General features: G+C 62.2%; 14 protein-coding genes. 12 read left to right on the forward strand and 2 right to left on the reverse strand.

All coding sequences use genetic code 11. The features are described from left to right. Positions 1 to 70 precede the first annotated feature (70 nt). The 4 genes from V5F23_RS08445 (at position 71) to V5F23_RS08460 (ending at position 3909) form a co-directional block, all read left to right on the forward strand. Complete coding sequence (locus V5F23_RS08445; protein ID WP_042731910.1) at positions 71 to 751, forward strand: response regulator; 681 nt, start codon at positions 71 to 73, stop codon at positions 749 to 751. Then, positions 748 to 2079, forward strand: a complete 1332-nt coding sequence (locus tag V5F23_RS08450) for a sensor histidine kinase (RefSeq protein WP_042731911.1) — start codon at positions 748 to 750, stop codon at positions 2077 to 2079. The genes V5F23_RS08445 and V5F23_RS08450 overlap by 4 nt, the downstream gene beginning before the upstream one ends. A gap of 105 nt (positions 2080 to 2184) precedes the next feature. Continuing rightward, positions 2185 to 3597, forward strand: a complete 1413-nt coding sequence (locus tag V5F23_RS08455; protein WP_042731912.1) for an aspartate aminotransferase family protein — start codon at positions 2185 to 2187, stop codon at positions 3595 to 3597. A gap of 84 nt (positions 3598 to 3681) precedes the next feature. Further along, positions 3682 to 3909: an MbtH family protein gene (locus tag V5F23_RS08460; RefSeq protein WP_338498009.1), complete on the forward strand. Its 228-nt coding sequence runs from the start codon at positions 3682 to 3684 to the stop codon at positions 3907 to 3909. A gap of 187 nt (positions 3910 to 4096) precedes the next feature. On the opposite strand, the gene V5F23_RS08465 is transcribed toward V5F23_RS08460, so the two are convergent. Beyond that, the gene (locus V5F23_RS08465) at positions 4097 to 4915 is read right to left on the reverse strand and encodes a pyruvate, water dikinase regulatory protein (protein ID WP_042732259.1); all 819 of its coding nucleotides are present in this window, start codon (positions 4913 to 4915) and stop codon (positions 4097 to 4099) included. A 179-nt stretch (positions 4916 to 5094) separates the two neighbouring features. Between V5F23_RS08465 and ppsA the strand changes: the two genes are divergently transcribed. The 8 genes from ppsA to V5F23_RS08505 all read left to right on the forward strand — a co-directional run bounded on the left by ppsA (position 5095) and on the right by V5F23_RS08505 (position 13216). Then, positions 5095 to 7470 carry a phosphoenolpyruvate synthase gene (ppsA, locus tag V5F23_RS08470; protein WP_042732261.1) on the forward strand — a complete coding sequence of 792 codons (2376 nt, stop codon included), beginning with the start codon at positions 5095 to 5097 and terminating at the stop codon, positions 7468 to 7470. Between the two features lie 157 nt (positions 7471 to 7627). Further along, on the forward strand, positions 7628 to 8617 hold the full coding sequence (locus tag V5F23_RS08475) for an alpha/beta fold hydrolase (protein ID WP_042732262.1): 990 nt from the start codon (positions 7628 to 7630) through the stop codon (positions 8615 to 8617). A 126-nt stretch (positions 8618 to 8743) separates the two neighbouring features. After that, a complete protein-coding gene (rraA, locus tag V5F23_RS08480; protein WP_042732263.1) occupies positions 8744 to 9235 on the forward strand; it encodes a ribonuclease E activity regulator RraA in 492 nt (163 codons plus the stop codon). Between the two features lie 25 nt (positions 9236 to 9260). Continuing rightward, on the forward strand, positions 9261 to 10256 hold the full coding sequence (locus tag V5F23_RS08485; RefSeq protein WP_042732264.1) for a zinc transporter ZntB: 996 nt from the start codon (positions 9261 to 9263) through the stop codon (positions 10254 to 10256). A gap of 63 nt (positions 10257 to 10319) precedes the next feature. Then, on the forward strand, positions 10320 to 10565 hold the full coding sequence (locus tag V5F23_RS08490; protein WP_047737446.1) for a hypothetical protein: 246 nt from the start codon (positions 10320 to 10322) through the stop codon (positions 10563 to 10565). 2 nt (positions 10566 to 10567) lie between these two features. Next, on the forward strand, positions 10568 to 11392 hold the full coding sequence (locus V5F23_RS08495; protein WP_003183617.1) for a mechanosensitive ion channel domain-containing protein: 825 nt from the start codon (positions 10568 to 10570) through the stop codon (positions 11390 to 11392). Positions 11393 to 11483: 91 nt separating this feature from the next. Then, positions 11484 to 12074, forward strand: a complete 591-nt coding sequence (gene sigX, locus V5F23_RS08500; RefSeq protein WP_042729583.1) for an RNA polymerase sigma factor SigX — start codon at positions 11484 to 11486, stop codon at positions 12072 to 12074. Between the two features lie 107 nt (positions 12075 to 12181). Beyond that, entirely contained in the window at positions 12182 to 13216 is a 1035-nt protein-coding gene (locus V5F23_RS08505) for an OmpA family protein (RefSeq protein WP_042729584.1), read from the forward strand. Positions 13217 to 13432: 216 nt separating this feature from the next. Here the strand turns inward: V5F23_RS08505 and cobA are convergent, their stop codons facing one another. After that, positions 13433 to 14188: a uroporphyrinogen-III C-methyltransferase gene (cobA, locus tag V5F23_RS08510; protein ID WP_042729585.1), complete on the reverse strand. Its 756-nt coding sequence runs from the start codon at positions 14186 to 14188 to the stop codon at positions 13433 to 13435. Positions 14189 to 14192 lie beyond the last annotated feature (4 nt).

A 14192-nucleotide genomic window follows, 5' to 3' on the forward strand; every position in this document is an offset into this window, starting at 1 on the left:
GGCGGACTCGTCGCATAATGTCGGCTTAATCGGCCGGCGGCCTAATGTACCTTTTTCCACGGGGCTTACCATGCACGTACTGGTCTGCGAAGACGATGAGTTGATCGCCAGCGGCATCGTCGCCGGCCTTACGGCCCAGGGCCTGACCGTCGAGCATGTTGCCACGGCGTCGGCGGCGCGGGCGATGGTCGGCGTGGCCGAGTTCGACGTCATGGTGCTGGACCTGGGGCTGCCCGACGAGGACGGCCTGAAGCTGCTCAAGCAACTGCGCCAGCAAGGCCTGGAGATCCCGGTGTTGATCCTCACCGCGCGGGACTCGGTGACCGATCGGGTCGATGGCTTGCAGGCCGGCGCCGATGACTACCTGCTCAAGCCTTTCGACCTGCGCGAACTCGCGGCGCGCCTGCACACCCTGTTGCGGCGCGTGGCGGGGCGCAGCGTCAACCTGATCGAACACGGCCGGTTGACGTACGATCCCAGCAGCCGGGAAACCTTGCTGGACGGCCAGCCGGTGGACTTGTCCCGGCGCGAGCAGTCGTTGTTGCAGGCCCTGCTGCACAGTCGCGGCCGGGTGTTGTCCACCGAGCAACTCAAGGACAGCGTCTACGGTTTCAACGACGAACTGGAGAGCAACGCCCTCAATGTCCATATCCATCACCTGCGGCGCAAGCTGGGCAACGGGATCGTCGAGACCGTGCGCGGGTTGGGTTATCGCCTGGGGCCTGCCGATGGCGGGGAGTCTTCCAAGTGATGAGCCTGCGATTGCGCCTGAGCCTGACCCTCGGCGCGGCCTTCGCCCTGATCTGGGCCCTGGCGGCGGCGTGGATGCTCAGCGACCTGCGCAACCAGATGATGTTTTCCCTCGACCAGCGCCTGGTGGCGTCGGCGCGGATGGTCGCCGGCCTGCTGGAGCAGTTGCCACCGTTGCCCAGCAAGGGCGACGGCACGCACTTCAGCGCCGAGCAGTTGAGCATCCCCGGGGGCATGGCCTGCCAGGTCAGTTCCTTGCGGGGGGAAATCCTGGCGCGCAGCCATGGCACCCCGGAGCAGGCCCTGGAAGCGGAGAAAATGGGTTTCCATGACCAGATGATCGACGGCGCGCCCTGGCGCAGCTTCACCCTGGCCCGAGGTGACGTGCGTATCACCACCGCCGACCGCCAGATCGAGCGCGAGGCCCTGAACATGTCGATCCTCCTGGCGGCCTCGGTGCCGGTGGGCGTGGCGCTGCTCGGCTGCCTGTGCCTGTTGTGGCTGGGCATCGGCCAGGGCCTGGCGCCGCTCAATCGCATGCGCGACGCGCTGATGCGGCGCAACGCCGATTCCCTGGAGCCGCTGCAGATCCATCCGCTGCCCAGCGAACTGCGGCCGCTGCTGGAGACCCAGAATCAATTGTTCCAGCGCATTGGCAAGACCCTCGAGCGCGAGCGGCGGCTGACCGGCGATGCCGCCCACGAACTGCGCAGCCCGTTGACGGCCATCAAGACCCACCTGCAGGTCGCGCGCATGACCGAAGGCGCCGCCCGCGACCAGTCTCTGGCCCGGGCTGAGGAGGGCGCCGACCGCCTGCATCGAACCCTGGAGCAGTTGCTGCTGTTGGCGCGGGTGGAGGGTAGCCTGTCGTTCGACGATGGCGTGCAGTGCAATGCCGAGCAGGTCGCGCGGTTGGCGATCCAGGACGCGGCCAGCCATGATTCCCGGCGGATCAAGCTGCAACTGGCCCCAGGGTTGTCCGAAGCGCCGGTGCAGATGCCGGCGGTGCTCTCCATCGCCGCCGTGCGCAACCTGCTGGATAACGCCTTGCGCCACACCCCCGGCGATACCGAAGTGCAGTTGAACCTGGAAATGGTCGGCCAGCGGGTTCGCTTCCAGGTGCGCGACCATGGGCCGGGCATCGCCGCCGACGACATCCAGCACCTGACCCAACGTTTCTGGCGCAACGGCCAGAGCACGGGCTGCGGGTTGGGCCTGGCGATTGTCCAGGCCATCGTCCAGCGTTGCGGCTGCGGCCTGCATTTCGACAGCCGGACGGACGGGTTGCGAGTCGAGTTGACGGTGCCGGTGCAGTCGTTGCCGGGCTGACCCCCATACCTGGGACGAGCTTTTTCTCCACAGGCTAAATCCCGGCCTCGCTGGTGCGTTTCCACATCAGGAAACCTGCACATGTGTGCACAGCGAGGTCGAGAGATGCCAGTCGCCAACAGCCTTATCGAAGCACCACCGGCCCGGCTCAGCCCGGAGCCGGCCGAGACACTCTATCAATTCAATGAGTCGCCGCTGCTGGCCCGCCAGAACCGCCAGGAGTCCAATGCCCGCAGCTATCCCCGGCGCCTGCCTCTGGCCCTCAAGCGTGCCCGCGGCTTGCATGTCGAAGACGTCGAGGGGCGTACGTTCATCGATTGCCTGGCCGGCGCCGGCACGCTGGCGCTGGGGCACAACCACCCGGTGGTGATCGAGGCGATCCAGCAGGTGCTGGCGGATGAATTGCCCCTGCACACCCTGGACCTGACCACACCGGTCAAGGATCGCTTCGTCCAGGACCTGTTCGGCCTGCTGCCGGCGGCGCTGGCGGCCGAGGCGAAGATCCAGTTCTGCGGCCCCACCGGCACCGACGCGGTGGAGGCCGCCCTCAAACTGGTGCGCACCGCCACCGGACGCAGCACCGTGCTGTCGTTCCAGGGCGGTTACCACGGCATGAGCCAGGGCGCGCTGAGCCTGATGGGCAGCCTGGGGCCGAAGCGACCCCTGGGTGCCTTGCTCAGCAATGGCGTGCAGTTCATGCCGTTCCCCTACGATTACCGTTGCCCGTTCGGGCTGGGCGGCGCGCAAGGCGTGAAGGCCAACCTGCATTACTTGCACAACCTGTTGAACGACCCCGAGGCCGGGGTGCAATTGCCGGCGGCGGTGATCGTCGAAGTGGTGCAAGGCGAGGGCGGGGTCATACCGGCCGACCTCGACTGGCTGCGCGGCTTGCGGCGGATCACCGAGCAGGCCGGCGTGGCGCTGATCGTCGATGAAATCCAGAGCGGCTTCGGTCGGACCGGCAAGATGTTCGCGTTCGAGCATGCCGGGATCATCCCGGACGTGGTGGTACTGTCCAAGGCCATCGGCGGCAGCCTGCCGCTGGCGGTGGTGGTCTACCGCGACTGGCTCGACACCTGGTTGCCGGGCGCCCACGCCGGGACGTTCCGGGGTAACCAAATGGCGATGGCCGCCGGCTCGGCGGTCATGCGCTATCTGGTGGAGCATGACCTGCCGGCCCACGCGACCGCCATGGGTGAGCGCCTGAGCGAGCACCTGCGCATTCTGCAGCGCGACTTTGCGCAATTGGGTGATATCCGCGGTCGTGGCTTGATGCTTGGCGTCGAGCTGGTTGACCCCCACGGCACGCCGGACGCCCAGGGCCATCCGCCGGTGGATGGCCGCCTGGCGCCACGGGTGCAGCGCGAGTGCCTCAAGCGCGGGCTGATCCTGGAACTGGGCGGACGCCAGGGCGGCGTGGTGCGATTCCTGCCACCGCTGATCGTCACCGCGGCCGACATCGACCGGATCGCCGACATTTTCGGGCGCGCCTTGAGCGCGGCCGTCAGCGACGCCTAATTTTCATCCGGCCCCAAACGTTCCTTTCATACCCTGGCTGCGCATGCGCCGCAGTGAACCTCGAGCAAAGATGGAGAGACACCCATGACTTCAGTATTCGACCGCGAGGACATCGTCTTTCAGGTCGTGGTCAACCACGAAGAGCAGTATTCGATCTGGCCGGACTACAAGGCCGTTCCCGAAGGCTGGCGTACCGTCGGCAAGAGCGGCTTCAAGAAGGAATGCCTGGCCTACATCGAAGAAGTCTGGACCGACATGCGCCCGTTGAGCCTGCGCAAGAAAATGGAAGAACAGGCGGCTGGGGTTCATTGAGGTAGAACCTGTGGGAGCTGCTTTCCACAGGAGGAAAGCAGGGGAATACAAATCCTGCAGTCATACCAGAACCCATGTGGGAGCGAGCTTGCTCGCGATTGGGAAGTGTCAGGCAACATTCATGCGGCTGACACACCGCTATCGCGAGCAAGCTCGCTCCCACAGGTTTTGGTGCCAGACCTCTACCTCACTTGAACCGCCGCTCCACCCCTTTCTCCACCAGGATCTTCGCCGATATCTCTTCCACGGAAAAATGCGTGGAATTGATATGCGGAATATTTTCCCGCCGGAACAGATTTTCCACTTCGCGCACCTCGAACTCGCACTGGGCATAGCTCGAATAGCGGCTGTTGGGCTTGCGCTCGTTGCGGATCGCGGTGAGGCGGTCCGGGTCGATGGTCAGGCCGAACAGCTTGTGCTGGTGGGCGCGCAGGGCGCTGGGCAGTTGCAGGCGCTCCATGTCCTCTTCGGTCAGCGGGTAGTTGGCCGCGCGGATGCCGAACTGCATCGCCATGTACAGGCACGTCGGCGTCTTACCACAACGCGACACGCCCACTAGGATCAGGTCGGCCTTGTCGTAATAATGCGTGCGGGCGCCGTCATCGTTGTCCAGCGCGAAGTTGACCGCCTCGATCCGCTCCATGTAGTTGGAGTTGTGCCCGATGGAATGGGACTTGCCGACCGAGTAGGAGGAGTGTTCGCTCAGTTCCTGCTCCAGGGGCGCCAGGAAGGTCGAAAAGATGTCGATCATGAAACCATTGGACGTTGCGAGAATCTCACGGATGTCCTGATTGACGATGGTGTCGAAGATGATCGGGCGGAAACCGTCGGTTTCGGCGGCTTTATTGATTTGCTGTACCATGGCCCGCGCTTTGTCGACGCTGTCGATGTACGGACGTGTCAGCTTGGTGAAGGTAATGTTTTCGAATTGCGCCAACAGGCTTTGACCTAAGGTTTCGGCCGTGATGCCGGTGCCGTCGGAGATAAAGAAAGCAGATCGTTTCATTTGCGCCTTGGGCCCTAGTGAGCTAGTGACGATTCTTGGATATGATAGGCGCGATTTGCCGGCCGCCAGTGGCCCGCATTCTCACTTATTTTCCAGGTCCAGGCCATATCGCCGGCAATCGCTCCCCTGGAGCCGTCGGTGCCTTGAGCTTTTCCAACACAGTTAGTGGAGAGATCACCTTGGTAGAGTACGTAGTTTCCCTCGATAAGCTCGGCGTCCATGATGTGGAGCATGTGGGGGGCAAGAACGCATCCCTGGGCGAGATGATCAGTAACCTCGCCGGTGCCGGCGTATCGGTGCCAGGTGGCTTCGCCACGACCGCTCAGGCTTATCGTGATTTCCTGGAACTGAGCGGCCTGAACAAGCAGATCCACGATGCGCTCGATGCCCTGGACGTCGATGACGTCAATGCCCTGGCCAAGACCGGCGCCCAGATCCGCCAGTGGATCATGGAAGCCGAGTTCCCCGAGCAACTGAACAGCGAGATCCGCACCGCTTTCGCCAAGCTGTCCGAAGGCAATCCCGACATCGCGGTCGCCGTACGTTCCTCGGCCACCGCCGAAGACCTGCCGGACGCGTCCTTTGCCGGCCAGCAGGAAACCTTCCTGAACATCCGTGGCGTGGAAAACGTCATCCGCGCCGCCAAGGAAGTCTTCGCTTCCCTCTTCAACGACCGTGCCATTTCCTACCGCGTGCACCAGGGCTTCGACCACAAGCTGGTCGCCCTGTCCGCGGGTGTGCAGCGCATGGTCCGTTCCGAAACCGGCACCGCCGGCGTGATGTTCACCCTCGACACCGAGTCGGGCTTCCGTGACGTGGTGTTCATCACCGGCGCCTACGGCCTGGGTGAAACCGTCGTACAAGGCGCGGTCAACCCGGACGAGTTCTACGTCCACAAAGGCACGCTGACTGCCGGCCGCCCGGCCATCCTGCGCCGCAACCTGGGCAGCAAGGCCATCAAGATGATCTACGGTGACGAAGCCAAGGCCGGTCGTTCGGTCAAGACCGTCGACGTGGACAAGGCCGAGCGCGCGCGTTTCTGCCTGACCGACGCCGAAGTCAGCGAGCTGGCCAAGCAGGCGATGATCATCGAGAAGCACTACAAGTGCCCGATGGACATCGAATGGGCCAAGGACGGTGACGACGGCAAGCTGTACATCGTGCAGGCCCGTCCGGAAACCGTGAAGAGCCGCACCCAGGCCAACGTCATGGAGCGCTACCTGCTCAAGGAAACCGGCACCGTGCTGGTGGAAGGCCGCGCCATCGGCCAGCGCATCGGCGCCGGCAAGGTGCGGATCATCAACGACGTCTCGGAAATGGACAAGGTCCAGGCCGGCGACGTGCTGGTGTCCGACATGACCGACCCGGACTGGGAACCGGTGATGAAGCGCGCCAGCGCCATCGTCACCAACCGCGGCGGGCGCACCTGCCACGCGGCGATCATCGCCCGTGAGCTGGGGATCCCGGCCGTGGTCGGTTGCGGCAACGCGACCCAACTGCTCAAGGATGGCCAAGGCGTGACCGTGTCCTGCGCCGAGGGCGATACCGGCTACATCTTCGAAGGTGAGTTGGGCTTCGACATCAAGAAGAACTCCGTGGACGCCATGCCGGAGCTGCCGTTCAAGATCATGATGAACGTCGGCAACCCGGACCGCGCCTTCGACTTCGCGCAGTTGCCGAACGCCGGCGTGGGCCTGGCCCGCCTGGAGTTCATCATCAACCGCATGATCGGCGTGCACCCCAAGGCGCTGCTGAACTACGACGGCCTGCCGCCCGAGATCAAGGACAGCGTCGACAAGCGCATCGCCGGCTACGACGATCCGGTCGGTTTCTACGTCGAGAAACTGGTAGAAGGCATCAGCACCCTGGCAGCGGCGTTCTACCCGAAAAAGGTCATCGTGCGCCTGTCGGACTTCAAGTCCAACGAATACGCGAACCTGATCGGCGGCAAGCTCTACGAACCGGAAGAAGAAAACCCGATGCTGGGCTTCCGCGGCGCTTCGCGCTACATCAGCGAATCGTTCCGTGATTGCTTCGAGCTCGAGTGCCGCGCCCTCAAGCGTGTGCGCAACGAGATGGGCCTGACCAACGTCGAGATCATGGTGCCGTTCGTGCGTACCCTCGGTGAAGCGAGCCAGGTGGTCGACCTGCTGGCCGAGAACGGCCTGGCCCGTGGCGACAACGGCCTGCGCGTGATCATGATGTGCGAACTGCCGTCCAACGCCATCCTGGCGGAAGAATTCCTCGAGTTCTTCGACGGTTTCTCCATCGGCTCCAACGACCTGACCCAGTTGACCCTGGGCCTGGACCGCGACTCGGGGATCATTGCGCACCTGTTCGACGAGCGGAACCCGGCGGTCAAGAAGCTGCTGGCCAATGCCATCGCCGCCTGCAACAAGGCTGGCAAGTACATCGGCATCTGCGGCCAGGGCCCTTCGGACCACCCGGACCTGGCCAAGTGGCTGATGGAGCAGGGCATCGAAAGCGTTTCGTTGAACCCCGACTCCGTGCTGGAAACCTGGTTCTTCCTGGCCGAGGGGCAGGGCGCGGTCTGATTGAGTGAAGGGGCCTCACCGGTGATGTAAGCCGGGTAACCTTTGTGGGAGCGAGCTTGCTCGCGATAGCGGAGTGTCAGCCAAGATTATTTTGCTGATCCACCGCCATCGCGAGCAAGCTCGCTCCCACAGTTGTCTTTTTTTGTGCAAGAGCATTATGCAAAGCAGCAGCAACCTTTTTCCTGTCGCCCTGATCAGCGCCGAGCGACGCGGTGATCTGAGCGAAGACGTCTATCGCCTCAAGCCCGGCAACAGCCCGGACTACAGCGTCGAACTGGCCGTCACCCGCCTGGGCATGGCCGACGCCGGCCAGACCCGCGGCGTTCCCGTGATCCTGTTGCACGGCAGCTTCTCCAACCGCCGCTTCTGGTATTCCCCCAAGGGTCTCGGCCTGGGGGCGTACCTGACGCGCCTGGGTTTCGATGTCTGGATTCCGGAGATGCGCGGCCATGGGCTGTCCCAGCGCAACCAGGATTACCGCAACAACCGTGTAGCTGATTACGCCCGCTACGACCTGCCCGCCATCGGTGCTTTCGTGCGCGAGCAAAGTGGGCAAGTGCCGCACTGGATCGGCCACTCCCTGGGCGGCATCACCCTGGCGGCGGCGCTAGGCGGCCATTACCTGGGCGAGCCGGCCGTGGCGTCGGCGGCGTTTTTCGGCACCCAGGTCAGCCGCACCTACTGGCCGCTGAAGATCCCGCCGGTGGAATGGAGCGGGCGTTTCATTCTCAAGCGCTTTGCTCAACTGTCCGGCTCACGGCTCAAGCGTGGTCCGGAGGACGAGCCCATCGGCCTGGCCCTGGAAAGCATGCGCTGGTATGGCCTGTTCGGGCGCTTCGGCGATGCCGAGAAGAACTGGTGGGCCGGTTTGGCCGATGTCCAGGTGCCGGTGCTGGCAGTGAGTGCCGCAGGCGATCACCAGGACCCGACCTGGGCCTGCCGCAAGCTCTTCGAACAGATCGGCTCCGAGCACAAGCAGTTTGTCTGCCTGGGCCGGGCACAGGGGTTCAGTGAAGATTTCGGGCATGTCGAGATGCTGGTCAGCAAGGCCGCGCACACGGATGTCTGGCCGTTGGTGGCGCGCTGGCTGGAAAACCCCTGCGCACCGTTGATGGCAGAACAACCCAGTCTGGCCGAGGCGGTTTGAGGCGAAGGCCCTGACAAGAGCATTTCGCTCTGGTCGGCTTGCGGCTAAGATATGACGCTTGAAGCAGTTTCGGTCACAAACGGTTGCTCATTCAGTCTGACGTTCCAGCCTTACAGGAGTTGTTCGATGAACCATTACCTCACGCCTGACCTGTGCGATGCCTACCCGGACCTGGTTCAGGTGCTGGAGCCGATGTTCAGCAATTTCGGCGGCCGCGATTCCTTCGGCGGCGAAATCGTGACCATCAAGTGCTTCGAAGACAACTCGCTGGTCAAGGAGCAAGTCGAGCAACCGGGCGCCGGCAAGGTGCTGGTGGTGGACGGTGGCGGCTCTCTGCGTCGGGCCTTGCTGGGTGACATGCTGGCGGAAAAAGCCGCGAAGAGTGGCTGGGAAGGGCTGGTGATCTACGGGTGCATCCGCGACGTCGACGTCATCGCCCAGACCGACCTCGGCGTCCAGGCCCTGGCCAGTCATCCGATGAAAACCGACAAGCGCGGCATCGGCGACCTCAACGTAGCGGTGACCTTTGCCGGCGTGACGTTCCGTCCGGGCGAGTATGTGTACGCGGACAACAACGGCGTGATCGTCTCGCCAAGCCCGTTGAAAATGCCTGAATGAAGCGCTACAGCCATAAGGGATGAGGATGTTCGAGGAAGAAAACGCGCAATGGGGGCTGGTGCATGCCCTGGTGTTGGACGGTAAGGGCGGCGCGCGTTCCATTGCCCGGACCGACCTCGACGAATTGCAGTTGCAGGCCCACGAAAGCCTGTGGCTGCACTGGGATCGCAGTCATCCGCAAACTCACACCTGGTTGCGCAAATCCAGCGGCCTGAGCGAATTCAACTGCGACCTGCTGCTGGAAGAGAACACCCGTCCGCGCCTGCTGCCCCTGCCTAACGCCGAGCTGCTGCTGTTCCTGCGGGGGATCAACCTGAACCCGGGGGCCGAGCCGGAAGACATGGTCTCGGTGCGGATCTTCGCCGCTGCCCAGCGTGTGATCTCCCTGCGTTTGCGACCGCTGCGTGCCACCGATGAGCTGTTGGCGCAACTGGCCGAAAGCAAGGGGCCGAAGACCGCGTCGGAACTCATCCTTTATATGGCCCAGTACCTCACCAACAAGGTGCAGGACCTGGTCACCTGCCTCTCGGAAATCGTCGATGGCGAGGAAGAAAAACTCGATACCGACGAACGGTACACCCCCGAGCACGACGCCATTTTGCACATCCGTCGAAGGGCGGCCGGGTTGAAGCGGTTCCTGGCGCCGCAGCGGGACATTTTCGCCCAGATGACCCGGCTGAAACTGCCGTGGTTCGTCGAAGACGATGGCGATTACTGGAACGAATTGAACAACAGCCTGACCCGTTACCTCGAGGAGCTGGAATTGACTCGCGAGCGCGTGGGGCTTGTGCTGGAGGCCGAAGACCGGCGCCTGTCGGTGCGCATGAACCGCACCATGTACCGCTTCGGCATCATCACCGGGATTTTCCTGCCGATGAGTTTCCTGACCGGCCTGTTGGGCATCAATGTGGGCGGTATCCCGTTCTCGGCGAGCCCCTACGGTTTCCTGGTCGCGTGCTTGCTGATGGTCTGTGTGGCGCTGGGACAGTGGTGGCTGTTCCGGCGTCTGCGCTGGGTGTGATGAGGCTTCATGTGACCCGACGAAATCTGATCGCGTCTTCCACAGACATCACGAGAGGTGCGTATGCACGATCCGTTTGAACAGTCTTTGCGCGACATGCTCAAGGCTTCGCCGTCCAGCCGGGACGACGACGCATGCCTGGGACGTGTACTGAAAACCGCCAACCGCCAGGTCGGCGCCAGTGATCTGTTCAGCCTGCTGGGCCGTTGGCTGCCCGCGCTGATGATCGCCTTGAACAACGGGTCGGCCCATGTCGCGCCGGTTTCCCGCCGTAAACCTGTTACTCGCACCGCTGATAAGGCTGATTGAATATGGAACTTGATCTCTGGACCCAGAGCCTCGTCACGGCAATGACCGCGTTGTGGACCAAGGTGGCCAACTTCATCCCGAACCTCTTCGGCGCCCTGGTGGTGCTGTTGCTCGGTTTCGTCGTGGCCAAATTGCTGGACACGCTGCTCTCCAAACTGCTCGCCAAACTGGGCCTCGATCGCCTGATGGGCGGCACCGGCCTGACCAAGTTGCTGTCGCGAGGCGGCATCCAGGTGCCCATTTCGACCCTGGTCGGCAAGATCGTCTATTGGTTCGTATTGCTCATTTTCCTGGTTTCGGCGGCTGAATCCCTTGGACTTGAACGAGTTTCAGCTACGCTGGACATGCTTGCGCTGTATTTGCCGAAAGTATTCGGCGCCGCGCTGGTGCTGCTGGTGGGTGTCCTGTTGGCCCAACTGGCCAACGGGCTGGTGCGTGGCGCCGCCGAAGGCGTGGGGCTGGACTACGCCGCCGGCGTTGGGCGAATCGCCCAGGGCCTGGTGATCATCATCAGTATCTCGGTTGCGATCAGCCAGTTGGAGGTCAAGACAGACCTGCTCAACCACGTGATCGTGATCGTTTTGATTACCGTTGGTCTGGCCGTTGCGCTGGCCATGGGGTTGGGAAGCCGGGAAATCGCCGGTCAGATTCTCGCGGGAATCTATGTGCGTGAATTGTATGAGGTTGGGCAACAGGTGCGTGTTGGCGAGGTCGAAGGTCAGATCGAAGAGATCGGCACGGTGAAAACCACATTGCTGACCGACGAGGGCGAACTGGTGTCGCTCTCCAATCGGATCCTGCTGGAACAGCATGTGAGTAGCCGCTAACCCGGCAAACCCTGCTAATGTATGCCGCCGCAAAATGCCTGCTATTCCAGGCTGCGGCGCACATTGACCTAGACTGTCGGCCCGACCTGTTTTGAACAAACCCCAATCGCTGTCCACGCGCTACGACCCCCGTGATCTCTCCGATGAGGAGTTGGTTGCCCGCGCGCATACGGAGCTGTTCCACGTAACGCGCGCCTATGAAGAGTTGATGCGCCGCTACCAGAGGACATTATTTAACGTTTGTGCACGGTACCTGGGGAACGATCGCGATGCTGACGATGTCTGTCAGGAGGTGATGTTGAAGGTGCTGTATGGGTTGAAGAACTTCGAGGGGAAATCGAAGTTCAAGACCTGGCTCTACAGCATCACCTACAACGAATGCATCACGCAGTACCGTAAGGAACGGCGAAAGCGTCGCTTGATGGACGCTCTGAGCCTGGACCCTCTTGAAGAAGCGTCTGAGGAAAAGGCGCCCAAACCCGAGGAGAAGGGTGGACTCGATCGCTGGTTGGTCCATGTAAACCCGATTGATCGGGAAATTCTGGTGCTACGATTTGTCGCAGAGCTGGAGTTCCAGGAGATCGCAGACATAATGCACATGGGTTTGAGCGCGACAAAAATGCGTTACAAGCGCGCTCTTGACAAATTGCGTGAGAAATTTGCAGGCATTGCTGAAACTTAGTTCGGCGCAAATATCTCTTACGTGTAGGCAAGTTCTGATAGACTTGCCGCCGAGTTGTCCCCCGGTTTGCGGGACTGCTTCACAATCACCAGATGGGGATTTAACGGATGAAACTGAAAAACACCTTGGGCTTTGCCATTGGTTCTTTGATTGCTGCCACTTCGTTCGGCGCTCTGGCACAAGGCCAAGGCGCAGTTGAAATCGAAGGCTTCGCCAAGAAAGAACAATTCGACAGCGCTCGTAACTTCAAGAACAACGGCAACCTGTTCGGCGGTTCGATCGGTTACTTCCTGACCGACGACGTTGAACTGCGTCTGGCCTACGACGAAGTGCACAACGCACGTACCGACGACGGCACCAACGTCAAGGGCGCCAACACTGCCCTGGACGCTCTGTACCACTTCAACAACCCAGGCGACATGCTGCGTCCTTACGTCTCGGCCGGTTTCTCCGACCAGAGCATCGACCAGAATGGCAGCAACGGTCGTAACCGTTCTACCTTCGCCAACGTTGGTGGCGGCGCCAAGCTGTACTTCACCGAGAACTTCTACGCCCGTGCTGGTGTTGAAGCTCAATACAACATCGACCAGGGCGACACCGAGTGGGCGCCAAGCGTTGGTATCGGTGTGAACTTCGGTGGCGGCTCCAAGCCTGCTGCTGCTCCAGTTCCAGCTCCGGCTGAAGTCTGCTCCGACAGCGACAACGACGGCGTGTGCGACAACGTCGACAAGTGCCCAGACACCCCTGCCAACGTCACTGTTGACGCTGACGGCTGCCCAGCCGTTGCTGAAGTTGTACGCGTTGAGCTGGACGTCAAGTTCGACTTCGACAAGTCGGTCGTCAAGCCTAACAGCTACGGCGACATCAAGAACCTGGCTGACTTCATGAAGCAGTACCCATCCACCACCACTACTGTTGAAGGTCACACTGACTCCGTCGGTCCTGACGCTTACAACCAGAAACTGTCTGAGCGTCGTGCAAACGCCGTCAAGCAAGTTCTGACCAACCAGTACGGTGTTGAATCGTCCCGCGTTCAGTCCGTTGGCTACGGCGAATCCCGCCCAGTTGCTGACAACGCCACTGAAGCTGGTCGTGCTGTTAACCGTCGCGTAGAAGCGCAGGTTGAAGCCCAAGCTAAGTAATTAGCCCACAGCTTTGGAAGAGCCCGGCTTAGGCCGGGCTTTTCTTTGCCTGGGATTTATGAAAATGAGGGGGGCGTTGCCGCAAAACAGTTGGTTAAACACAAAACCTGTGGGAGCGAGCTTGCTCGCGATAGCGGTGTGTCAGCCAGTATTGATGCTGCTGACCCGATGCTATCGCGAGCAAGCTCGCTCCCACATTAGGCTAGGTGTTGTTTGTTACAGCGCCGAAGCCTGAACCCACGCAGGCTGTGATGCGGTGAGTTCGGCAGCACCGGCCACCGCACCGATCACCAGGATCGCCGGGCTCTTGAGCTGGAAGGCGCTGGCATCGGCTTCCATCGACGCCAGGTCGCTGCGGCAATCACGCTGGTGGGGCAGGGAGGCGTTTTCGATCATGGCCACGGGCGTGTTTGCCGCCAGGCCACCGGCCAGCAACTGCTCGCGGATCTCGCTCAGCTTCGCCACGCCCATGTACACCACCAGGGTCGTACCGCTTTGCGCCAGCGCCTGCCAGTTCAGGCTACTGCCATCCTGGGTGTGGGCGGTCACCAGGGTCACGCCCCGGGCGACGCCGCGCAGGGTCAGCGGGATGTCACAGCGGGTGGCCCCGGCCAGGCCCGCCGTGATGCCATTGACCAACTCCACTTCGACACCTTGCGCCTGCAGCCACTGTGCTTCTTCACCGCCACGGCCAAAGATGCACGGATCGCCGCCCTTGAGGCGCACCACGCATTTGCCCTGGCGGGCATAGCGCAGCATCAGTCGATGGATGAACGCCTGAGGGGTGGAGCGGCAGCCACCGCGTTTGCCCACGGCGATGACGCGGGCACCGGGACAATGTTCCAGCACCGCCTCGTTGACCAGATCATCGATCAACACCACGTCGGCCTCGCGCAGCGCGCGCACGGCCTTGAGGGTCAGCAACTCAGGGTCGCCAGGACCTGCACCCACCAGCCAGACTTTTGCGTTCATAGTG

This window comes from Pseudomonas sp. WP18 (assembly GCF_036689585.1).
Lineage (GTDB): Bacteria > Pseudomonadota > Gammaproteobacteria > Pseudomonadales > Pseudomonadaceae > Aquipseudomonas > Aquipseudomonas chlororaphis_E.